The following is a 21,839-nucleotide window of genomic DNA, read 5'->3' on the forward strand; positions in this document are numbered from 1 at the left end:
CAGTCCCAGAACTCGAACATGTTGGCCGTGTCGATGCCGAAGTCCGCGACCTTCTCCGCGTTCGTCGACAGCGCCACGAAGTGCCGCGCGACCGCGGCGTCGTCGCCCAGGGCGGCCAGCAGCCAGGTGCGGGCCGAGGTGGCGTTGGTGATCGTCTCGATGGTGGTGAAGGTCTTGGACGCGATGATGAACAGCGTCTCGGCCGGGTCCAGGTCGCGGGTGGCCTCGTGCAGGTCGGCGCCGTCCACGTTCGACACGAAGCGGACCGTGAGGTCGCGGTCGGTGTAGCTGCGCAGCACCTCGAAGGCCATGGCCGGGCCGAGGTCGGAGCCGCCGATGCCGATGTTGACGACATTGCGGATGCGCCGGCCGGTGTGGCCGGTCCAGGCGCCGGAGCGGACGCGGTCGGCGAAGCCGGCCATCTTGTCCAGGACGGCGTGGACGGCGGGGACCACGTTCTCCCCGTCGACCTCGATCACCGCGTCGGCCGGGGCGCGCAGGGCGGTGTGCAGGACCGCGCGGTCCTCGGTGGTGTTGATCTTCTCGCCGCGGAACATGGCGTCCCGGAGGCCGAAGACGTCGGCCGCCTCGGCCAGCTCCCGCAGCAGCCTCAGCGTCTCGTCGGTGACGAGGTGCTTGGAGTAGTCGATGTGCAGGTCGCCGACCTGCAGGGTGTATCCGCTGCCGCGCTCGGGGTCGGCGGCGAACAGCTCGCGCAGCTGTACCTCGCCGAGTTCCTCCCGATGCTTGGCCAGAGCCGTCCACTCGGGCGTCTGGTTGAGCCTCGTACGGCCGTCTGCGTTCATGTCGGACTTCAGCCCTTCCTCACCTGTCCGTGCTGCTGTGCACGCCTTGCCCCGCCGGTCCCAACCTAGTTGATCAGCGCGTCACGCGAGCGGACGCGGAACCGTCCTGCGGGGCAACAACAGGTACGTCCGCCCGGCCCGCGGGTATCAACGCGGCGACGGCCAGGGCGAAGAGCGCGGCCGCCAGCAGCGCGGGCGCGTTCAGCCCGAGGGTGTCGGCGGCCGCTCCGCCGAGGAGGGCGCCGGTCGGCGCTCCGGACGTGGACGCGGTACGGAACGCGGCGGCGATCCGGCCGACCATGGGTTCGGGGCTGCGCTGCTGGATCAGCGTGACCTGGTTGACGTTCCACACCATGTTCATGATTCCGAGCAGCAGCATGCCGGCGAGGAGCGCGCCGAGGCTTCGGACGGTGCCCATGAGCAGCAGGGCGGCGGTCTGGACGGCGCCGCCGAGCAGCAAGGCCCGGGCCCGGCCGGTGCGCTGCGCGAGGCGCTGGGCGACCAGGCCTCCGGCCAGGCTGCCGAGGGCGTACGCCGTCATGGCGGCGGCGTATCCGCTGGGGGCCGCCTGCAGCCAGCGCGTCACGTGCAGGACCAGGGTGGCGATGAGGGCGCCCATGCCGATGTTGCACAGGAGGGTGGCCGAGCAGATCGCGCGCAGGACGCGGTCCTGCCAGAGGTGGCGCAGTCCGTCGCCGATCTCCTTGCGCAGGGTGCTGCCGGAGGGGCGCGGCCCGCGCTCGGGCGGCCGGGTCCGCAGGGAGGCGACCAGGGCGGCGGCCAGCAGATAGGTGCCCGCGTCGACGGCGAACGGCAGGAAGGCGCCGATGCCCAGCAGCAGGGGGACGAACGGTCCGGCCAGCAGGCCGCCGGCCAGTTGCTGGCCGGTCAGCAGCCGGGCGTTGGCGCCGCCGAGGGCCGCGCGGGGCACCAGGGAGGGCAGCAGGGCCGTGGCGGCGTTGTCGAAGAGGGTCTGCAGGGTGGTCAGCAGGAAGGCGAGGGCGATCAGCAGCGGGACGGAGGCATGGCCGAGGCCCACGGCGAGGGCGAAGGCGGCGACGAGCAGTGCCCGTACGGTGTCGACGGCCCACATCGCGCGCCGCTGGTCCACCCGGTCGGCGACGGCCCCGCCGAGCAGGCCGAACAGCAGCCAGGGGAGATGGGCGCACGCGGTCACGGAGGCGACGGCCAGCGGCTCGTCCGTGAGCCGCACGGCGAGCAGCGGCAGGGCGGTGGTCCGCAGCGCGTCCCCGAAGCGGGAGAGCACGGCGGCGCTCCACAGCCGTCCGAAACCCCCGCGCCACGCGGGCGCCCGCGTCTCCCCCGTCACGGCTCCCCTCCGCCCGGTTCTCCGGTTTCCGCGAAAGCGGGAACCCACACGAAAACCGTAGCGGAGACCACTGACAACGGGTCCGGCCAGGTGCCTGTCGGGTACCCGGCCGGTCTCAACTCCTAGATCTCGCCCCGCAGTTTGGCGAGCGCCTCGGCGAGGATCGCCTCACCGTCCGCGTCGCTGCGCCGCTCCCGCACATAGGCGAGATGCGTCTTGTAGGGCTCGGTGCGCGGCGGGTCCGGGGGGTTGTCCCGGTCCTGTCCGGCCGGGAAGCCGCAGCGCGGGCAGTCCCAGGTGTCGGGTACCTGCGCATCGCTGGCGAAGCTGGGCTGCGTCTCGTGCCCGTTGGAGCACCAGAAGGAGATGCGCAGACGGGGCGCGGACTCGCCCCGCTCGGCCTCGCCCATCGGCCCCGCCCCGACCCGGCTTCCTCGGATCGCGTTGCCACTTGCCACGGTCGTAACTCCCTGCGTGATGGTGCCGCAAAGCGAGTCGGCGTTTCGCTTCGCTGCGAGCGCCTCAGTCTACGTAAGGCCCAACGCGCGTCCAGTGATTGGAGTTACAGCTCCCGCACCTAGACGCAAGCCCCATGATAGGCCGCGCTCAGCTGCGCGTACCGAACATGGGGCCTTACGTACGGATTGTGCGTGCCTGTGAGAGGCTTGTCAGTTGCTCGACTTCATGAGCATGCCGAGGACGATGATGCACGCGAACCAGCACACACCGACGACGATGGTGATGCGGTCGAGGTTGCGCTCGGCGACCGAGGAGCCGCCGACGGAGGACTGCATGCCGCCTCCGAACATGTCGGAGAGGCCGCCGCCCTTCCCCTTGTGCATCAGCACCAGCAGCATCATCAGCAGGCTGAAGACGATCAGGGCGATCGAGAACCCCAGAACCACGGCTGGACCAACTTCCTCGGATTCGGATAACGACGGGGGCACGGCACCGTGGCCATGCCCCCGCAAGGGTACGACGGATCGCCGCTACCGCCTACTCGCAGCCCGGCTCACTGATCGCGGAAACGCACGATCTTGACGAACTCGTCGGCGTCCAGGGACGCGCCACCGACCAGGGCGCCGTCGATGTCGGCCTGCGCCATGATCTCGGCGACGTTGCCGGCCTTGACGGAGCCGCCGTACTGGATGCGGACCTTGTCGGCCAGCTCCTGGTCGTACAGCTCGGCGAGCTTGCCGCGGATGGCGGCGCAGACCTCCTGGGCGTCCGCGGCGCCGCAGACCTTCCCGGTGCCGATGGCCCAGACGGGCTCGTAGGCGATCACGACGGTCTCGGCCTGGTCGGCCGGGATGTCCTTCAGACCGCCCTCGACCTGGGCGAGGGTGTGGGAGACGTGGTTGCCCGCCTCGCGGACCTCCAGTTCCTCGCCGACGCACAGGATCGGGGTGAGGCCGTGCTTGAATGCGGCCTTGGCCTTGGCGTTGACCTGCTCGTCGGTCTCGGCGTGGTACTGGCGGCGCTCGGAGTGGCCGATCGCCACGTAGGCGCACTTCAGCTTGGCGAGCATGGGTCCGGAGATCTCGCCGGTGTAGGCGCCGGACTCATGGGCCGAGATGTCCTGGGCGCCGTACTTGATGGCGAGCTTGTCGCCCTCGACCAGGGTCTGCACGGAGCGCAGGTCGGTGAAGGGCGGCAGGACGGCGACCTCGACGGCCTCGTAGTCCTTGTCGGACAGGGCGAAGGCGAGCTTCTGGGTGTGGGCGATGGCCTCGAGGTGGTTGAGGTTCATCTTCCAGTTGCCCGCCATCAGCGGCGTACGGGTGCTCATGAGCGGTCAGTCCTCCAGTGCGGCAAGGCCGGGGAGCGTCTTGCCCTCGAGGTATTCGAGGGAGGCGCCGCCGCCGGTCGAGATGTGGCCGAATGCGTTCTCGTCGAAGCCCAGGAGGCGCACGGCCGCGGCGGAGTCGCCGCCGCCGACGACCGTGAAGGCCGGGGAGTCGAGGAGGGCCTGGGCGACCGCCTTGGTGCCCTCGGCGAAATCGGGGTGCTCGAAGACGCCCATCGGGCCGTTCCAGAAGACGGTGGCGGCGTCGGTGATCTTCGAGGCGTACAGCTTGCGGGTCTCGGGACCGATGTCCAGGCCCATGCGGTCGGCGGGGATGCCGTCCGCGGTGACGGTGGTGGCGTCGGCCGGGGCCTTGGTGGCCAGGTCCGGGAACCCGGGGGCGACCACCACGTCGACGGGGAGGACCAGCTCGACGCCGGTCTTCTCCGCGCGCTCGACGTACTCCTGGACGGCCGGGATCTGGTCCTCCTGGAGGAGGGACGTGCCGATCTCGTAGCCCTTGGCCTTGAGGAAGGTGTAGGCCATGCCGCCGCCGATGAGGATGCGGTCGGCCTTGCCGAGGAGTTCGTCGATGACGGCGAGCTTGTCGGAGACCTTGGCGCCGCCGAGGGCGACGACGTAGGGGCGCTTGACGTCCTCGGTGAGCTTCTTCAGGACGCCGACCTCGGTGGCGATGAGGTGGCCGGCGTAGTGCGGCAGCCGGGCCGGGAGGTCGTAGACGGAGGCGTGCTTGCGGTGCACGGCGCCGAAGCCGTCGCCGACGTAGACGTCGGCGAGGCGGGCGAGCTCGTCGGCGAAGGCGCCGCGCTCGACGTCGTCCTTGGAGGTCTCGCCCGCGTTGAAGCGCAGGTTCTCGACGACCGCGACCTGGCCGTCGGCGAGGCCGGCGACCGTCTCCCGGGCGGAGGCGCCGACCGTGTCGGTCGCGAAGGCCACGGCGGAGCCGAGGAGTTCACCGAGCCGGGTGGCGGCGGGGGCGAGGGAGAACGCCGGGTCCGGGGCGCCCTTGGGGCGGCCCAGGTGGGAGGCGACGACCACCTTGGCGCCCGCACCGGCGAGGGCCTTGACGGTCGGCAGGACGGCGCGGATCCGGCCGTCGTCGGTGATGGTGGTGCCGTCCAGCGGCACGTTGAGGTCGGCGCGGACGAAGACCCGCCGGCCGGCCACTCCTTCGGCGAGGAGTTCGTCGATCGTCTTCATGAAATGGGCTCCCGAGGGCTGGTGGTGCTCCGTGATCGTAGACAGGGCGGTTCTGCACGTGACTCAGGGCCCGGGCGGCGCGTCCCTGCGCCGCCCGGGCCCTGCGTTCACACCGTGGTGCCTGATCCGACGATCAGAGCTGGCCGCCGACGAAGACCGTCAGGTCGACGAGGCGGTTGGAGTAGCCCCACTCGTTGTCGTACCAGCCGAGGATCTTCACCGTGTTGCCCTCCTGGACCATGGTCAGGGAGGAGTCGAAGGTGCAGGAGGCCGGGTCGCTGACGATGTCCGAGGAGACGATCTCGTCCTCGGTGTAGGCCAGGTAACCCTTGAGGTCGCCGTCCTCGGACGCCTTCTTGAACGCGGCGTTGACCTCGTCCTTGGTGACCTCGCGCTGGAGGGTGACCACGAGGTCGGTGGCCGAGCCGGTCGGGACCGGGACGCGCATGGCGATGCCGTCCAGCTTGCCCTTGAGCTGCGGGAGGACCAGGGCGGTGGCCTTCGCGGCACCCGTCGTGGTCGGGATGATGTTCTCGGCGGCGGCGCGGGCGCGGCGCAGGTCCGAGTGCGGGAAGTCCAGGATGCGCTGGTCGTTGGTGTACGCGTGGACCGTCGTCATCAGACCCTTGACGATGCCGAAGTTCTCGTCGAGGACCTTGGCCATCGGCGCCACACAGTTGGTGGTGCAGGAGGCGTTGGAGATGACGTGGTGGTTCGCCGGGTCGTACTTGTCCTGGTTGACGCCCATCACGATGGTGATGTCCTCGTCCTTGGCCGGAGCCGAGATGAGGACCTTCTTGGCGCCGCCGGCGAGGTGCTTCGCGGCGTCGGCCTTCTTCGTGAAGATGCCGGTCGACTCGATGACGATGTCGACGCCGAGCTCGCCCCACGGGATGTCGGCGGGGTTGCGCTCGGACAGGACCTTGATGGTGTGGCCGTCCACGGTGATCGTGTCGGCGGTGTGCGACACCTCGGCCTTGAGGCGGCCCAGGATGGTGTCGTACTTGAGCAGGTGAGCGGTGGTCGCGGTGTCACCCAGGTCGTTGACAGCCACGATCTCGATGTCAGCACCCTGCTCCAGCAGCGCGCGGAAGTAGTTACGACCGATGCGGCCAAAGCCGTTGATGCCTACGCGGATCGTCACGAACCGATCTCCTCGTTGGTACGCCGGCCATGCGGTGCCGGCGAGCTGTATTTGGGATGTCCCCGACCACCCATGACCCTACCTCTCCGAGGCCCCGTCGGTGACATCGACTTCGCCCATACACGGCAGGACGGTCCGTACCCACCAGTAGGGGTACGGACCGCCCGGGCCTGAGGCGTTTTGTGCCTTTATTTCGTCACGGTGCGTCAATCACTGTTGACCGGTGTGTCACTGATCAAGTGATGCGAGGGCCTTTCCGATGAGCGCTTTCCGGTCCGCCGCGGACGTCACGTGCTCCAGTCCGAAGCCGAGCAGCACGGTGTCGTCGGTGGTGACCGCGCCGTACGTCTGGAACAGCGCTCCGGTGCGCGTCCAGTCCTTCAGGACGGCGGGGCTGCCGGCGGGCGGACCGGCGGCCCGCCAGGCGCCGAGCGAGGTCTCGAAGCCCTCGGTCTCGGTGGCCGTGCCGTCGGTCACGAGCGAGGCGTCGTCGGCGAGGACGCCGTGGCCGCCGCTGCCGGGGTCGGTGACGTAGCTGATCGAGACCTCGATGTTCTTGCCCGCGTAGGCGCCGAGGTCGAAGGAGACCTGCTGCCAGCCGCTGGAGGCGCCGGTGAGGGCGTTCCAGGCGCCGGTGGTGCCGGTCGCGGTGCAGTCGTTCGCCCCGAGGGTCAGGTAGTGCTTGAGCCACGGGTGGTCGGCGATGTAGAAGCCGGCGCCGCACTCCGCGGGGACGGCGGTGCCGGTCGCGCCGCCCTTCTCGGGGAGCGTGGTCCAGTCGTCGGCGCCGACGGTGTGGACCTCGACGATCGCGTTGTCGTAGCCGGGCTCGGTGTCCCACAGCAGCCGGGTGCGCAGGGTCGGCTGGTTCGCCGCGGTGACACCGCTGAGGTCGATGGTGCGGGTGAGGCGCTTGTAGGCGTCGTCGGTGTGCACCGCGGCGGCCATGTACGAGCCCGCGTACGGGCCGTACGGGTTGACCGTCCCGGAGAACTGGCCCGCGCCCGCGCTCTTGAACTGCGGGTACGTGGCGGCCGGCAGCTCGTCGGAGGTGACGCCGTAGGTGCCCGCCTTGTCCAGCGGGTTGCCGGGGGCGGCACCGAGGGCCCCGCCGGCGCCCGCGAGCGCGCCGGAGCCGGTGAAGCCGGTGGCGCCGGGGGTCGACGTACGGGAGTAGGCGCCCAGGTAGTACTGGCTGAAGTCGTCCGAGGGGGTGCCGTCGCCGAGGTCGACGGTGCCGCCGGCCAGCTCGCCCGCCTCGATCAGCTTGCCGCCCTCGTTGAGGAAGGCACGCAGTTCGAGCTGGGTCGGGTTGCCGGGTGTGCTCGCGCCCGTGTAGTGGACGACGGTCCCGAAGTGGCTCAGCACGCCGAGCACGTCGGGCACGCCCTGGGTGGCGACGTCCCAGACGATCGCCTTGCGGCCGTTGGCCTTCAGCGCGTCGACGTAGGTCTGCGCCTGTGTGGCGGCCGCGCCCTCCTCCGCGACGACCAGGGTGTCGGCCTGGGGCCGTGCGGCGACCGTGTAGGTGAAGTGCGCGCTGGAGACCTTCTTGCCGGCCTTCGTCCCACCGGTGAACCACACCTCGACCTTGTCGCCCGGCTTGGCGCCCCGCACCTTGGCCCGGTACTCGTCGAAGTACAGGTTGTCGTCCCCGCCGTAGGTCTCGCCGCCCTTCCAGGCCTTGAGCGCCCGGTCCTGCGTACGGCCGCCGTTGACGCGGTACATGAGCTTCTTGTCGCGGAGCGCCTTGCGTACGACGACGGAGACCTGCTGGTCCGCGCCGCGCGCGTACGAGGTGGTGAACGGCGCCGGGGTGAAGTCGGCGGCGCTCAGCCCCACCGAGGACTTCGGCTGGTCGGGGCGGGCGGCGGAGTCGGCGACGGAGAGCGCGAACGGGATGTTCTTGGTGAACTCCTGCTGGATCAGCTTCTCGTCGTCGGGGAAGTTGAAGACCGACTGGCAGTCGGAGGCGTTCCACTGGTCGTTCGGGTCGATGTTCGACGCGGTCTGACAGGTCGACATCTCCGGGGTGAACATCGCCGTGCCGTTGACGTTCGCCGCGTGGCCGTCCGCCTCGCCGTTGGTGGTGTACAGCTCCGAGGACACCTGCGGGTGGTAGCCCGGGATCGCGGAGTTGTCGGGGGTGCCGGCGAGCGACTTGTAGAGGACGTCGTCCGGGGTGTCGGTGGCGACCTGCCAGCCGACGCCGTAGAGCAGCAGCTCGGCGGCGGAGTGGTAGTTGATGCCGTACGTGAACCCGATCCGCTTCTCGAAGGCGTCGAGCGCCTTGGTCTCGGGCTCGGACCCGGCGCTCGTGCCGCGGTAGGTCTGGCTGGTGGGGTTGGGGGACGAACCCTCGTCGTCGTAGCCCCACTTGTAGGGGAAGTTGCGGTTGAGGTCGACGCCGTCACCGGTGGAGATCACGCCGTCGCCGTTGACGTCCCGCAGGTTCTTGCGCCACAGGCGGTTGTCGGTGTTCTGGAAGGTGTAGTCGTAGCCGTCGGGGTTGGCCGACAGGACGAACCACAGCTCGGTGGAGTCGACGATCTTCCTGATGCGCTGGTCGGTCTTGTAGTTGTCCAGGTAGTAGTGCATCAGCCGGCGGGTCATCTCCGGCGTGATCCACTCACGGGCGTGCTGGTTGGACATGTACAGCACCGAGGGCTTGGCGCCGTCCTTCGACTTCTTCGCGTCCTTGGTCAGTTTGAGCGCGAGGATGTCCTGGCCGTTCACCGTCTTTCCGATGGAGACGACCTTGGTCAGGCCCGGGTTCTGCTGCCCGGTGCGGAGGATCTCCTCCTTCAGGCCGCCGCTGCCGCTGTAGGGGCGGAACACTCCGTCGGAGGCCGCCTCCACGCGGTCCTCGGCCTTGGCCGAAAGTGTGTGCTCGGTGAGCTCGACGCCCTGCTTCTCGAGCTTGGCCGCCTGCCGGTCGGTGAGGTAGACCTCGACGGTGGCGGTGCCCTTCTCGGGTGCCTGCTCACTGAGTTCGTGCCCGTCCTGGCCGGCCGCCAGCAGCAGGGGTACCTGCTTCTTGGTGACCTCGGCCCGGAACACCTTGACCTCGTCGGGGTCGGGCTTCGGGGCCTGTGCGGGTTGTGCCTGGGCGATGGGTGCGAGTGCCGCTCCGCCGAGCAGGAGCGCGCCGACGGCGAGGACCGATCTCGCTCTACGTCTCATGTACCCCCCTTGCGTAGGTTCGCCACAGCAGCGAACTCTGCCAGGCTCATGACAGTTCATGATCCAGTCAAGGGCGGTTCAAGGACAGCAAAACGCCGGTGATATCACCCTATTGGGTCACACCACCGGCGTCCTGAGAACACCCGAAAGCGTTCTGAGCGTCCGTCAGCCCACGAGGTTGTCGGCCAGCTCCTCGGAGAGGTTGGCCTCCGTGCCCGGAATACCGAGGTCGGAGGCGCGCTTGTCGGCCATCGCCAGCAGACGGCGGATCCGGCCGGCGACCGCGTCCTTGGTCAGCGGCGGGTCGGCGAGCGCGCCCAGCTCCTCCAGCGAGGCCTGCTTGTGATCCATGCGCAGCCGGCCGGCCGCCGCGAGGTGCTCGGGCACCTCGTCGCCGAGGATCTCCAGGGCGCGCTGGACCCGGGCCCCGGCGGCCACGGCCGCGCGGGCGGAACGACGCAGGTTCGCGTCGTCGAAGTTGGCGAGCCGGTTCGCCGTGGCCCGCACCTCGCGGCGCATCCGGCGCTCCTCCCAGGCCAGCACCGACTCGTGCGCGCCGAGCCGGGTCAGCAGCGCGCCGATCGCGTCGCCGTCGCGTACGACCACCCGGTCCACGCCGCGCACCTCGCGGGCCTTCGCCGCGATCGACAGCCGGCGGGCGGCGCCGACCAGCGCGAGCGCGGCCTCGGGGCCCGGGCAGGTCACCTCCAGGGAGGAGGAGCGGCCGGGCTCGGTGAGCGAGCCGTGCGCCAGGAACGCCCCGCGCCAGGCCGCCTCGGCGTCACAGGTCGCGCCGGAGACCACCTGCGGGGGAAGGCCCCGGATGGGCCGCCCGCGCCCGTCGACCAGCCCGGTCTGGCGGGCCAGCTGGTCCCCGCCGGCGACCACGCGCACGACATAGCGCGAGCCGCGGCGCAGACCGCCCGGGGCCATCACGATCAGTTCGGAGCTGTGGCCGAAGATCTCCAGGATGTCCCGCTTGAGGCGGCGGGCCGCCATCGCCGTGTCCAGCTCCGCCTCGATCACGATGCGGCCGCTCACCAGGTGCAGGCCGCCGGCGAACCGCAGCACGGCGGAGACCTCCGCCTTTCTGCAGCAGGTCCGGGTGACGGGGAGCCGGGAGATCTCGTCCTTCACCGCTGCCGTCATCGCCATGGGCCGATCCTTCCATGCATCCGAAAAATACGGTCGTACGCGGCGGCGAGGAGCTCCGGGTCGTGCCGGGGCGTTCCGTCGGTCCGGGCCACCTTCGCCAGCTCGACAGCGGCCCCGAACCGGGTGGCGGCGTCGGTCAGGGAGTCGCGGTCGGGCACGGCGGCCTCGTCGGCCAGCACCACGTCCAGGGCGAGTTTAGGGGCGTGTCGTCCCAAAACCTCCAAATGACGCTGCGGGGAGAAGCCCTCGGTTTCTCCGGGCTGCGGCGCGAGGTTCAGCGAGAGTACCCGGCGCGCCTTGGTCTCGATGAGGGCGTCCAGCAGTTCGGGCACGAGGAGGTGCGGGATGACCGAGGAGAACCAGGATCCGGGGCCGAGGACCACCCAGTCCGCGTCCAGGACCGCCGCCACCGCCTCGGGGACGGCCGGCGGGTCGTGCGGCACGAGGTGCACGGACTGCACCTCGCCGGGCGTGAGGGCCACGGTCGCCTGTCCGCGCACGGTGTCGACGTCCTCCGGCCGGCGCGGATCGTGCCCCTTGACCAGGGCCTGCAGCTCCAGCGGTACGGCGGACATGGGCAGCACCCGGCCGTGCGCGCCCAGCAGCTTGCCGACCAGGTCCAGGGCCTGGACGTGGTCGCCGAGCTGCTCCCACAGGGCGACGATCAGCAGATTGCCGACCGCGTGTCCGTTGATCTCGCCCTGCGACTGGAAGCGGTGCTGGATGACCCGGGACCAGGTCTGGCCCCAGTCGTCGTCCCCGCACAGCGCGGCCAGCGCCTTGCGCAGATCGCCGGGCGGCAGCACGCCCAGCTCGTCCCTGAGCCGCCCGCTGGAGCCGCCGTCGTCGGCGACGGTGACCACGGCGGTGAGGTCACCGGTGATCCGGCGCAGTGCGGCGAGCGAGGCGGACAGGCCCATGCCGCCGCCGAGCGCGACGACCTTGGGCTGGGTGCCACGGCGGCGCGGCCGCGCGCCCCGGGCCTCGACCGGCCGGCTCGCGCGCCCCTCGGGGGTCACCCTGCGCAGCCGGCCCAGCCGCGGTGTACGTCCTGTCATTCCCGTCCCATGTCCCGGTGCACGACCACCGTCTCCACGCCCTCGGCCGCGAGACGCGCGGCGAGCTTCTCCGACATCGCGACCGAACGGTGCTTGCCGCCCGTACAGCCGACCGCGATGGTCACATAGCGCTTGCCCTCCCGGCGGTAGCCCGCGGCGATCAGCTGGAGGAGCTCCGCGTACCGGTCGAGGAACTCCTTCGCGCCGGGCTGGTTGAGGACGTAGGTGGCGACCTCGTCGTTGAGACCGGTGTAGGGGCGCAGCTCCGGGACCCAGTGCGGGTTGGGCAGGAAGCGCATGTCCACCACCAGGTCGGCGTCGACCGGGAGGCCGTACTTGAAGCCGAAGGACATGACGGTGGCCCGCAGCTCGGGCTCCTCCTCGCCCGCGAACTGGGCGTCCATCTTGGCGCGCAGCTCGTGCACGTTGAGGCTGGAGGTGTCGATCACCAGGTCGGCGTCGCCGCGCAGCTCGCGCAGCAGTTCGCGCTCGGCGGCGATGCCGTCGACGATCCGGCCGTCGCCCTGCAGGGGGTGCGGGCGGCGCACGGACTCGAAGCGGCGCACCAGGGCGTCGTCGGAGGACTCCAGGAAGACGATGCGCCGGGTGACGTTCTTCGACGCCAGGTCGGCGAGGGACTCTCTGAGGTTGTCGAAGAAGCGCCGGCCGCGGACGTCGACGACGACCGCGATCCGCGCCACGTTGCCCTGGGAGCGGGCGCCCAGCTCCACCATGGTGGGGATCAGGGCGGGCGGGAGGTTGTCGACGACGAACCAGCCGAGGTCCTCCAGACACTTGGCTGCCGTCGAGCGGCCCGCCCCGGACATGCCGGAGATGATCACCAGCTCGGGGATGGCCGCCTCGGGGATCCCGGGCGGCGTGCTGTCCGTACTCACCTGTGCTCCGTCTTCGTGACCTGTGTCGTGTTCATGGGGCGCTGTGCTCGGCGCCTGGTCTCGCTCGTCCGTGGGATGCGCGTCGTGCTCGTGCTCGCTCATGTCTCCTGCCCCCGTCGTTCTTCCGGGGCGCCCGCGGTCACGGGATCTCCGGGGGAACCCGCCGTCGTGCCGGGTTCCTCGTCTTCAATGATCTCTCCGGTCGCCGTGTTCACGGCGGGGGCGGGCGGAGCCGCCTGCGCGAGGGCCGCGGCGATGGTCTCGGCCGTCTTGCGGCCTATGCCCGGGACCTCGCAGATCTGGTCGAGGGTCGCGGCGCGCAGCTTCTTCACCGAGCCGAAGTGCTTGATGAGGGCCTGTTTGCGCGTCTCGCCCAGGCCCGGTACGTCGTCCAGGGGGCCGGAGCGCAGTCGCTTGGCCCGCTTGGTGCGCTGGTAGGTGATCGCGAAGCGGTGGGCCTCGTCGCGGACGCGCTGGAGGAGGTAGAGGCCCTCGCTGGTGCGGGGCAGGACGACCGGGTCGTCGTCGTGCGGCAGCCAGACCTCCTCCAGGCGCTTGGCGAGGCCGCAGACGGCGATGTCGTCGATGCCGAGCTCGTCGAGGGCGCGGCGGGCGGCCGCGACCTGGGGCCGGCCGCCGTCGACGACGACGAGCTGGGGCGGGTAGGCGAAGCGCTTGGGGCGGCCCTCGTCGTCCTTGAGGCCGGTGGCGAGGGGGGCTTCCTTGCCGTTGGCAAGGACGGCGCCGTCGGTGACGGGGTCGCCGGCGGGGTTGTCGGCGGGGTCGTCACCGTCGGGAAGGGCGCTCTCGGCGTCGGTCCACTCCCCCGTGCGCTCCTTCTCGGCGAGGTAGCGGCGGAAGCGGCGGGTGATCACCTCGTGCATGGAGCGGACGTCGTCCTGGCCCTCGAAGCCCTTGATCTGGAAGCGCCGGTACTCGTTCTTGCGGGCCAGCCCGTCCTCGAAGACGACCATGGAGGCCACGACGTCGTCACCCTGGAGGTGCGAGATGTCGTAGCACTCGATGCGCAGCGGGGCGCTGTCCAGGTCGAGGGCCTCGGCGATCTCCTCCAGGGCACGCGAGCGCGTGGTCAGGTCCGAGGCGCGCTTGGTCTTGTGCAGGACGAGCGCCTGCTGGGCGTTGCGCTCCACGGTCTCCATCAGGGCCCGCTTGTCGCCGCGCTGCGGGATGCGCAGCGAGACGCCCGAGCCGCGGCGGACGGTGAGCCACTCCTGGACGGGTTCGACCGGATCGGGCAGGGCGGGGACGAGCACCTCCTTGGGGACGGCGTCGCCGGTCTCCTCGCCGTACAGCTGCTGCAGGGCGTGCTCGACGAGGGCGCCGGTGGTGATCTCCTCGACCTTGTCGGTGACCCAGCCGCGCTGGCCGCGCACCCGTCCGCCGCGGACGTGGAAGATCTGGACGGCCGCCTCCAGCTCGTCCTCGGCGACCGCGATCACATCGGCGTCGGTCGCGTCCGCGAGCACGACGGCGTTCTTCTCCATGGCCTTCTTCAGGGCCTCGATGTCGTCGCGCAGGCGGGCGGCCCGCTCGTACTCCATCTCCTCGGCCGCCTCCCTCATCTGCTTCTCCAGGCGGCGGAGGTGGGTGCCGGTGCGGCCGGCCATGAAGTCGCAGAACTCGTCGGCCAGTTCCCAGTGGTCGTCGGCAGAGATCCGGTCGACGCAGGGCGCGGAGCACTTGCCGATGTAGCCGAGCAGACAGGGCCGGCCGGTGCGGGAGGCGTTCTTGAAGACGCCGGCGGAGCAGGTGCGCACGGGGAAGACGCGCAGCAGCAGGTCGACGGTGTCGCGGATCGCCCACGCGTGCGCGTACGGCCCGAAGTACCGGACGCCCTTCTTCTTGTGGCCGCGCATGACCTGCACGCGCGGGAACTCCTCGTTCATCGTGACCGCGAGGTAGGGGTAGCTCTTGTCGTCGCGGTACTTCACGTTGAACCGGGGGTCGTACTCCTTGATCCAGGAGTACTCCAGCTGCAGCGCCTCGACCTCCGTGGACACGACCGTCCACTCCACCGACGCGGCCGTGGTGACCATCGTGCGGGTGCGCGGGTGGAGGCCCGCGAGGTCCTGGAAGTAGTTCGCCAGGCGCTGGCGCAGGCTCTTCGCCTTTCCGACGTAGATCACCCGGCGGTGCTCGTCGCGGAACCTGTACACCCCGGGAGAGTCCGGGATCTGTCCCGGCTTGGGGCGGTAGCTGGAGGGGTCGGCCATGTCTCACACCCTACTGGCGCGGAGTGACACTCCGACGGGCCTGTGGACAACGACGGCCGTGCTCGGCACCCCTGTGGAAAACCCCGTTTCCGGACCTCGTGGACCGGCCAAGCGCATGTGCCACTCAGGCATCAGGTGTTGTCGGGACTTGGTCAACACGCTTCAATGCGTGGGAACTCGGGGCCCTGAAGGACGCCTTACGGATGTGAAGGAGCCCCCGGCGTCAGCGGGGAAGCCCCGACCCCTCACGCGCGGTCCGACCAGCCGTCGCGAGCTTTCACAGAAAGGCCCCTGCATGCCGCACGCCACACAGCACGCGGACGCCGCCGAGGACGTCGCCGTCGCGGAACTGGACACGGTCCTGCGGGGCGGCCCGTTCCATGTCGCGCTGCGTGCCGCGATCGCCGCCCGTGGACTGCCCCTGCAGCGCGTCCAGCACCATCTGTCGCGTCACGGGGTCAAGGTCGGCGTCACGAGTCTGAGTTACTGGCAGCAGGGTGCCCGGCGTCCACAGCGTCCGGAGTCGCTGCGGGCGGTCCGCGCGCTGGAGGAGATCCTTCGCCTGCCGGACGAGTCCCTGATCCGGCTGCTGGAGGACACCGACGCGAGGACCGGCGTGGCATCCGCCGCCGGGCAGCCCACGGGCCGGTCCTACCGGGCCGTCCTGGAGGCCTCCGGCGTCCTTGAACGTCTGCACGCCGAACTGGAGTACCCACTCGACAGCGGGCTGCACACCCTGGGCCATCACGAGCGGGTCCGCATCGGGGCGCGCCGCGAGCTGCTGGGCCGCGAGTCGCAGCACATCGTGCGCGCCCACCGCGACGGCGTCGACCGCTTCCTCGCCGTCCACCAGGGGGATGCCGGCTGCGCGCCCGAGCGGATGACCGTGCACGCCCTGGAGAACTGCCGCGCCGGACGGGTCCGCCGCCACCACGACACCGGCGTCCTGGTGGCCGAACTGCTGTTCGACACCCGGCTGCGGGCCGGTGAGACCTTCCTCTTCCGCTACGCCGTCGAGGACGGCACCGCCGACGTCTGCCGTGAGTACGTCCGCGGTTTCGGTGCGGCGGGCGGCCAGTACGCGCTGCAGATCCGGTTCGCCGAGCACGCGCTGCCCGTGCGCTGCCACCGGTTCACCCAGCACTCGGCGGCTGCGCCGCGCGGCGGCCGTCAGGAGCTGCCGCTCAGCTTCCGGCACTGCTCGGTCCACCTCGTGGAGCCGCGGGTGCGGTCGGGGATGGTGGGCATCGGCTGGGACTGGGAGTGAGCGGGGGGGCTGCCGGACCAGTCCGTTCCGTCCCACGCCGCCTCGGGGAGCGGGCAGACTCGGCATGAGCAGTCCGAAGCGTCCGCGAAAGGAACCGCCCCGTGATCGTCGTCGCCGGTGAGGCCCTCATCGACCTGGTACCGCGGGGCACGGGTGCCCTCTCGGCTCTGCAGCCGGCGCTCGGCGGCGGGCCCTTCAACACGGCGGTCGCCCTCGGCCGTCTGGGCTCGCCGACCACGTTCTGCTCCCGGGTCTCGTACGACGCCTTCGGGGAGGCGCTGCTCGGCAGGCTGCGGGAATCGGGCGTGGACGTCTCCGCCGTGCAGCGGGGCCCGGAGCCGACCACCCTGGCGGTCGCCACGGTCGGCGACGACGGCTCCGCTGCGTATTCCTTCTACGTCGAAGGCACTGCCGACCGTCTGTTCGCCACCCCGGCCGCTCTCCCGGAGGGGACGCGCGCGGTGTCCTTCGGCACCTGCTCGCTGGTGCTGGAACCGGGTGCGAGCGCGTACGAGGAGGTGCTGCGGACCGCGGCCGGGCAGGGCGTGTTCACCGCGCTCGACCCGAACATCCGGCCGGGGCTGATCCCCGACGCCGACGCCTACCGGGCCCGTTTCAAGAGCTGGCTGCCCTCGGTGAACCTGCTCAAGCTCTCGGAGGAGGACGCCCTGTGGCTGGGCGGCACCCCGCACGAGTGGCTGTCGGCCGGTCCTTCGGCCGTCGTGATCACGCATGGCGCCGCCGGGCTGAGCGTCATCACCGGGGATCACGCCGTGTACGCCGTCCCGGGCGAGCCGGTGGACGTCGTGGACACCATCGGGGCCGGGGACACCGTGAACGCGGCTCTGCTGCACGGTCTGGCGGTGCGCGACACCCTGTCCCCGGCCGGCCTCGCGGGGCTGGGTGCCGAGGGCTGGCAGCGACTGCTGGGGTTCGCCGCCCGCGCGGCGGCGGTGACCTGCTCCCGGGCGGGCGCGGAACCGCCGTACGCCTCGGAGCTGGGCGACCTGTAGGCGGCACGGGGCCGAGGCCACGGCCCGATGCCCACGCGGCGCCCCGCGGGAGGTCCCGGGGGCGCCGTCTCGGCGGTGGGGCGGGGCCGGCCCGCCGTTCGGCTCAGGCCTTGCGGGCCCGTGTCGTCTTCTTCGCGGGGGCGGCCTTCTTGGCGGCCGCGGGGACCTTCTTGGTCACGGTGTTGTTGGCGGTCCTGGCCGCGGCCGTCTTTCTCGCCGCCGTCTTGCGCGGGGCCTTCACCGGGGCCGCGTCGCTGATGCGGTCGGCGTCGAGGATCTCGCGCAGGAACTTGCCGGTGTGGCTCGCCGGGACCCCGGCGACCTCCTCCGGTGTGCCCTCGGCGACGACCAGGCCGCCGCCCGCGCCGCCCTCGGGGCCCATGTCGACGACCCAGTCGGCGGTCTTGATCACATCGAGGTTGTGTTCGATGACGATGACCGTGTTGCCCTTGTCGACGAGGCCGGCGAGGACCTTGAGGAGCTTGCTGATGTCCTCGAAGTGCAGGCCCGTGGTCGGCTCGTCCAGGACGTAGACCGTGCGGCCGGTGGAGCGGCGCTGGAGCTCGCTGGCGAGCTTGACGCGCTGGGCCTCACCGCCGGAGAGGGTGGTCGCGGACTGCCCGAGCCGGACGTAGCCGAGCCCGACGTCCTTCAGCGTGTTGAGGTGACGGGCGATCGCCGGGACGGCCTCGAAGAAGTCCGTGGCCTCCTCGATCGGCATGTTCAGCACGTCGGCGATGGACTTGCCCTTGTAGTGGACCTCCAGGGTCTCCCGGTTGTACCGGGCGCCGTGGCAGACCTCGCACGGGACGTAGACGTCCGGGAGGAAGTTCATCTCGATCTTGATGGTGCCGTCGCCCGCGCAGTTCTCGCAGCGGCCGCCCTTGACGTTGAAGGAGAACCGGCCGGGCAGATAGCCGCGGACCTTCGCCTCGGTGGTCTCGGCGAACAGCTTGCGGACGTGGTCGAAGACACCGGTGTACGTGGCCGGGTTGGAGCGGGGGGTGCGGCCGATGGGCGACTGGTCGACGTGCACGACCTTGTCGACGAGGTCGTCGCCGTCCACGCGCGTGTGCCGTCCCGGGACGCTCCTCGCGCCGTTGAGCTCGCGGGCCAGGTGCGTGTACAGGATGTCGTTGACCAGGGTCGACTTGCCGGAGCCGGAGACACCGGTGACGGCCGTGAACACGCCCAGCGGGAAGGACACGTCGATGTCCTGGAGGTTGTTCTCGCGGGCGCCGTGCACGGTGAGCTGCCGGGACGGGTCGCGCGGGCGCCGGATGTCCGGCAGCGGGATCGACTTCGTGCCGGCCAGGTACTGACCGGTCTGCGACTCCGCGTTGGCGAGCAGCTCCTTCAGGGAGCCGCTGTGCACGACCTTGCCGCCGTGCTCTCCGGCGCCGGGGCCGATGTCGACGATCCAGTCGGCGACCTTGATGGTGTCCTCGTCGTGCTCGACGACGATGAGCGTGTTGCCCATGTCGCGCAGCCGGACCAGGGTCTCGATCAGCCGGTGGTTGTCGCGCTGGTGCAGGCCGATGGACGGCTCGTCGAGGACGTAGAGCACGCCGACGAGTCCGGAGCCGATCTGGGTGGCCAGGCGGATGCGCTGGGCCTCGCCGCCGGAGAGGGTGCCGGCCGCGCGGTTGAGGGAGAGGTAGTCGAGGCCGACGTCGACCAGGAAGCGCAGCCGTTCGTTGACCTCCTTCAGGACGCGTTCGGCGATCTTCTTGTCGCGGGGGTTGAGCCTCAGCTCGCCCAGGAAGTCCGCGCAGTCGCTGATGGACATCGCGGAGACCTCGGCGATCGACTTCTCCATGATGGTGACCGCTAGGACGATCGGCTTCAGGCGCGTGCCCTCACAGGTGGGGCAGGGCACCTCGCGCATATAGCCCTCGAAGCGCTCGCGGCTGGCGTCGCTCTCGGCCTCGCCGTGCCGGCGCTTGACGAACGGGACGGCTCCCTCGAAGGGCGTGGTGTACACGCGCTCGCGGCCGTAGCGGTTGCGGTAGCGGACCTCGATCTGCGTCTTGTGGCCGTACAGCAGGGCCTTCTTGGCGCGCTGCGGCAGGCCCGCGAAGGGGATGTCGGTCCTGAAGCCCAGCGCGTCCGCGAGGGCGCCGATCAGCCGGCCGAAGTAGTCCTTGGTGTGGCCGTGCGACCAGGGGTGGATGGCGCCCTCGTCGAGGGACTTGTCCTCGTCCGGGACGATCAGCTCGGGGTCGACCTCCATGCGCGTGCCGATGCCGGTGCACTCGGGGCAGGCGCCGAAGGGCGAGTTGAAGGAGAAGGAGCGGGGCTCCAGCTCCTCGAAGGACAGGTCGTCGTACGGGCAGTAGAGGTGCTCCGAGAACATGCGCTCGCGCTCGGGATCGTCATCGGGGAGGTCGACGAAGTCGAGCACGACCATGCCGCCGGAGAGACCGAGGGCGGTCTCCACGGAGTCGGTGAGGCGGCGCTTGGCGGAGTCCTTGACCGTGAGGCGGTCGACGACCACCTCGATGGTGTGCTTCTCCTGCTTCTTCAGCGTGGGCGGGCTGGACAGCTGGATCGTCTCGCCGTCCACGCGCGCGCGGGAGTAGCCCTTGGTCTGGAGGTCGGCGAAGAGGTCGACGAACTCCCCCTTGCGCTCGCGCACCAGCGGCGAGAGCACCTGGAAGCGGCTGCCCTCGGGCAGCTCCAGGACCCGGTCGACGATGGCCTGCGGCGACTGGCGGGAGATCGGGCGGCCGCACTCGGGACAGTGCGGCTTGCCGATGCGCGCGAAGAGCAGACGCAGGTAGTCGTAGACCTCGGTGATGGTGCCGACCGTCGAGCGCGGGTTGCGCGAGGTCGACTTCTGGTCGATGGAGACGGCCGGCGAGAGACCTTCGATGAAGTCGACGTCCGGCTTGTCCATCTGGCCGAGGAACTGGCGGGCGTACGAGGAGAGCGACTCCACGTAGCGCCGCTGCCCCTCGGCGAAGATGGTGTCGAAGGCCAGCGAGGACTTGCCCGACCCCGACAGGCCCGTGAAGACGATGAGCGAGTCGCGCGGCAGGTCGAGCGAGACATTCTTGAGGTTGTGCTCGCGCGCGCCACGGACGATGAGACGGTCGGCCACGCCGGTCCGCACCTTTCTTGCTTGAGAGGAGTGACAGGGGCGGGGCCCCCGTCGTTCCCAGACTAGGGGGAGCCACTGACAGCGCCGGTTCGGATGCACCGGTCGACAACAGTCCCCGGCCCTCCAGCATGCCCGATGCCGCCACCGACCATATAGCACGCACATTCGATTTTGGGCCACGGTCGGCCATCTTCACCCGAAGGAGTGGTGGGGCTAAGGTCAGCAGCATGATTGATCACGCTCATGACCTGGTGTCTGTACGTGAAGCTACCGATCGGCTGCTCACCGCAGTCGGCAAACTGGAGGACGCGGCGGTGACAGCGCCGTCGCTCCTGCCCGGCTGGAGCCGGGGTCATGTCCTCGCCCATCTCGCCCGCAACGCGGACGCCCTCGTGAACGTCTTCGAGGGCCGTCCCATGTACGCCGACGCGGCCGTCCGCGACGCCGACATCGACCGGGACGCCCCGCGGCCCCTGGACGTCCACCTCGCCGATCTGCGGGAGAGCGCGGCCCGCTTCCAGGCGGCCGGGGCCGTGCCCGCCGACTGGTCGCGCACGGTGGAGCTGCGCAACGGCGTCACCGACGAGGCCGCCCGCGTCCCCTTCCGGCGCTGGGCGGAGGTGGAGCTGCACCATGTGGATCTCGGGATCGGCTACGCGCTGGAGGACCTGCCGGAGGAGTTCACCGAGCGGGAGACCGACTTCCTCGCGGACCGCTTCGCGGGGCACCCCGACGTGCCGCCCACCCGCCTGACGGACGGCACGCGCGCGTGGCGCACCGGAGGGGAGGCGGACACCCCCGAGGTGACCGTCAGCGGGCCCCCGGCCGACCTCCTGGGCTGGCTCGCCGGACGCCGCGACGGATCCGGGCTGACCGTGTCCGGCGGTCCGCTCCCGGCCCTGCCCCCGCTATAGGCTGGCCGTCATGACGTACAGCGGAGAGGTGACGGTCGGCGGCCCGGCGGACGTGCACGAGCTCAAGGACCTGATGATCACCAAGATCGCGGTCGGCCCGATGAACAACAACGCCTATCTGCTGCGCTGCCGGGCCACGGACGAGCAGATGCTGATCGACGCGGCCAACGACGCGCAGGCGCTGCTCGGGACGATCGGTGACGACGGCATCGCGTCCGTCGTCACCACCCATCAGCACGGCGACCACTGGCAGGCGCTCGCCGAGGTCGTGGCGGCCACGGGCGCGCGCACGTACGCGGGCCGGGAGGACGCCGGGGGCATCCCGGTGGCGACCGACGTCCTGCTCGACGACGGCGACACCGTCCGGGTGGGGAACGTGGAGCTCACCGCGCGGCATCTGGTCGGGCACACGCCGGGCTCGATCGCGCTCGTCTACGACGACCCGCACGGGCATCCCCATGTCTTCACGGGCGACTGCCTGTTCCCGGGCGGCGTGGGCAACACCTGGAAGGATCCGGAGGCGTTCGCCAGCCTGATCCACGACGTCGAGACGAAGATCTTCGCCGTGCTCCCGGACGAGACCTGGGTCTACCCGGGCCACGGCAACGACACCACGCTGGGCGCGGAGCGGCCGCATCTGCCGGAGTGGCACGCGCGCGGGTGGTGAGCTGCGGACGTGAACACCGGGGCGCGTGAAGCCATTCACGCGCCCCGTGTGAATCGTGCGCA

Annotated in this window: 16 protein-coding genes and 1 pseudogene; 4 read left to right on the forward strand and 13 right to left on the reverse strand. The window is 70.7% G+C overall.

From position 1 onward, the window contains the following. From ABZ464_RS00005 to uvrC, 12 genes and pseudogenes are all read right to left on the reverse strand, one after another. Positions 1-806: pseudogene (locus ABZ464_RS00005) on the reverse strand (glucose-6-phosphate isomerase); the annotation flags it as partial. 73 nt (positions 807-879) lie between these two features. Next, on the reverse strand, positions 880-2,136 hold the full coding sequence (locus tag ABZ464_RS00010; protein ID WP_359268525.1) for an MFS transporter: 1,257 nt from the start codon (positions 2,134-2,136) through the stop codon (positions 880-882). Positions 2,137-2,258: 122 nt separating this feature from the next. Next, positions 2,259-2,594, reverse strand: coding sequence for an RNA polymerase-binding protein RbpA (locus ABZ464_RS00015; protein ID WP_003957010.1), 336 nt, complete (start codon positions 2,592-2,594; stop codon positions 2,259-2,261). 210 nt (positions 2,595-2,804) lie between these two features. Continuing rightward, a complete protein-coding gene (secG, locus tag ABZ464_RS00020) occupies positions 2,805-3,041 on the reverse strand; it encodes a preprotein translocase subunit SecG (protein ID WP_359268528.1) in 237 nt (78 codons plus the stop codon). A 107-nt stretch (positions 3,042-3,148) separates the two neighbouring features. After that, entirely contained in the window at positions 3,149-3,925 is a 777-nt protein-coding gene (gene tpiA / locus ABZ464_RS00025; RefSeq protein WP_359268530.1) for a triose-phosphate isomerase, read from the reverse strand. Positions 3,926-3,931: 6 nt separating this feature from the next. Beyond that, positions 3,932-5,143 (reverse strand): phosphoglycerate kinase, encoded by a 1,212-nt coding sequence (locus ABZ464_RS00030; protein WP_359268533.1) that lies wholly within the window; start codon positions 5,141-5,143, stop codon positions 3,932-3,934. Between the two features lie 133 nt (positions 5,144-5,276). Continuing rightward, positions 5,277-6,287: a type I glyceraldehyde-3-phosphate dehydrogenase gene (gene gap / locus ABZ464_RS00035; RefSeq protein ID WP_055634811.1), complete on the reverse strand. Its 1,011-nt coding sequence runs from the start codon at positions 6,285-6,287 to the stop codon at positions 5,277-5,279. A 228-nt stretch (positions 6,288-6,515) separates the two neighbouring features. Next, positions 6,516-9,470, reverse strand: a complete 2,955-nt coding sequence (locus ABZ464_RS00040; RefSeq protein ID WP_359268535.1) for a M14 family zinc carboxypeptidase — start codon at positions 9,468-9,470, stop codon at positions 6,516-6,518. Positions 9,471-9,635: 165 nt separating this feature from the next. Continuing rightward, positions 9,636-10,625: a DNA-binding protein WhiA gene (whiA, locus tag ABZ464_RS00045; protein ID WP_359268538.1), complete on the reverse strand. Its 990-nt coding sequence runs from the start codon at positions 10,623-10,625 to the stop codon at positions 9,636-9,638. Beyond that, the gene (gene yvcK / locus ABZ464_RS00050; RefSeq protein WP_359268541.1) at positions 10,616-11,683 is read right to left on the reverse strand and encodes a uridine diphosphate-N-acetylglucosamine-binding protein YvcK; all 1,068 of its coding nucleotides are present in this window, start codon (positions 11,681-11,683) and stop codon (positions 10,616-10,618) included. Before yvcK ends, whiA begins: the two co-directional genes overlap by 10 nt. Further along, positions 11,680-12,681 carry an RNase adapter RapZ gene (gene rapZ / locus ABZ464_RS00055; RefSeq protein ID WP_359268544.1) on the reverse strand — a complete coding sequence of 334 codons (1,002 nt, stop codon included), beginning with the start codon at positions 12,679-12,681 and terminating at the stop codon, positions 11,680-11,682. Before rapZ ends, yvcK begins: the two co-directional genes overlap by 4 nt. After that, positions 12,678-14,813, reverse strand: coding sequence for an excinuclease ABC subunit UvrC (gene uvrC, locus ABZ464_RS00060; RefSeq protein ID WP_359268548.1), 2,136 nt, complete (start codon positions 14,811-14,813; stop codon positions 12,678-12,680). The genes rapZ and uvrC overlap by 4 nt, the downstream gene beginning before the upstream one ends. A 295-nt stretch (positions 14,814-15,108) precedes the next feature. Here uvrC and ABZ464_RS00065 point away from each other — a divergent pair, with 295 nt between their 5' ends. After that, a complete protein-coding gene (locus ABZ464_RS00065; protein WP_359268550.1) occupies positions 15,109-16,080 on the forward strand; it encodes a hypothetical protein in 972 nt (323 codons plus the stop codon). Positions 16,081-16,181: 101 nt separating this feature from the next. Continuing rightward, positions 16,182-17,093, forward strand: a complete 912-nt coding sequence (locus ABZ464_RS00070; RefSeq protein ID WP_359268552.1) for a carbohydrate kinase — start codon at positions 16,182-16,184, stop codon at positions 17,091-17,093. 103 nt (positions 17,094-17,196) lie between these two features. Here the strand turns inward: ABZ464_RS00070 and uvrA are convergent, their stop codons facing one another. Beyond that, on the reverse strand, positions 17,197-20,196 hold the full coding sequence (uvrA, locus tag ABZ464_RS00075; protein WP_359268555.1) for an excinuclease ABC subunit UvrA: 3,000 nt from the start codon (positions 20,194-20,196) through the stop codon (positions 17,197-17,199). A 227-nt stretch (positions 20,197-20,423) separates the two neighbouring features. On the opposite strand from uvrA, the gene ABZ464_RS00080 reads away from it, so the two are divergent. After that, entirely contained in the window at positions 20,424-21,110 is a 687-nt protein-coding gene (locus tag ABZ464_RS00080) for a maleylpyruvate isomerase family mycothiol-dependent enzyme (protein ID WP_359268558.1), read from the forward strand. Positions 21,111-21,120: 10 nt separating this feature from the next. After that, positions 21,121-21,777: an MBL fold metallo-hydrolase gene (locus ABZ464_RS00085; RefSeq protein WP_359268561.1), complete on the forward strand. Its 657-nt coding sequence runs from the start codon at positions 21,121-21,123 to the stop codon at positions 21,775-21,777. Positions 21,778-21,839 lie beyond the last annotated feature (62 nt).

This window comes from Streptomyces sp. NPDC005820 (assembly GCF_040630255.1).
GTDB lineage: Bacteria > Actinomycetota > Actinomycetes > Streptomycetales > Streptomycetaceae > Streptomyces.

Coding starts and splice junctions, on each gene's coding strand:
- tpiA (WP_359268530.1), bottom strand. CDS start 3,925: ATGAGCACCCGTACGCCGCTGATGGCGGGCAACTGGAAGATGAACCTC.
- whiA (WP_359268538.1), bottom strand. CDS start 10,625: ATGGCGATGACGGCAGCGGTGAAGGACGAGATCTCCCGGCTCCCCGTC.
- rapZ (WP_359268544.1), bottom strand. CDS start 12,681: ATGAGCGAGCACGAGCACGACGCGCATCCCACGGACGAGCGAGACCAG.
- ABZ464_RS00040 (WP_359268535.1), bottom strand. CDS start 9,470: ATGAGACGTAGAGCGAGATCGGTCCTCGCCGTCGGCGCGCTCCTGCTC.
- ABZ464_RS00030 (WP_359268533.1), bottom strand. CDS start 5,143: ATGAAGACGATCGACGAACTCCTCGCCGAAGGAGTGGCCGGCCGGCGG.
- uvrC (WP_359268548.1), bottom strand. CDS start 14,813: ATGGCCGACCCCTCCAGCTACCGCCCCAAGCCGGGACAGATCCCGGAC.
- yvcK (WP_359268541.1), bottom strand. CDS start 11,683: ATGACAGGACGTACACCGCGGCTGGGCCGGCTGCGCAGGGTGACCCCC.
- ABZ464_RS00080 (WP_359268558.1), top strand. CDS start 20,424: ATGATTGATCACGCTCATGACCTGGTGTCTGTACGTGAAGCTACCGAT.
- ABZ464_RS00085 (WP_359268561.1), top strand. CDS start 21,121: ATGACGTACAGCGGAGAGGTGACGGTCGGCGGCCCGGCGGACGTGCAC.
- ABZ464_RS00065 (WP_359268550.1), top strand. CDS start 15,109: ATGCCGCACGCCACACAGCACGCGGACGCCGCCGAGGACGTCGCCGTC.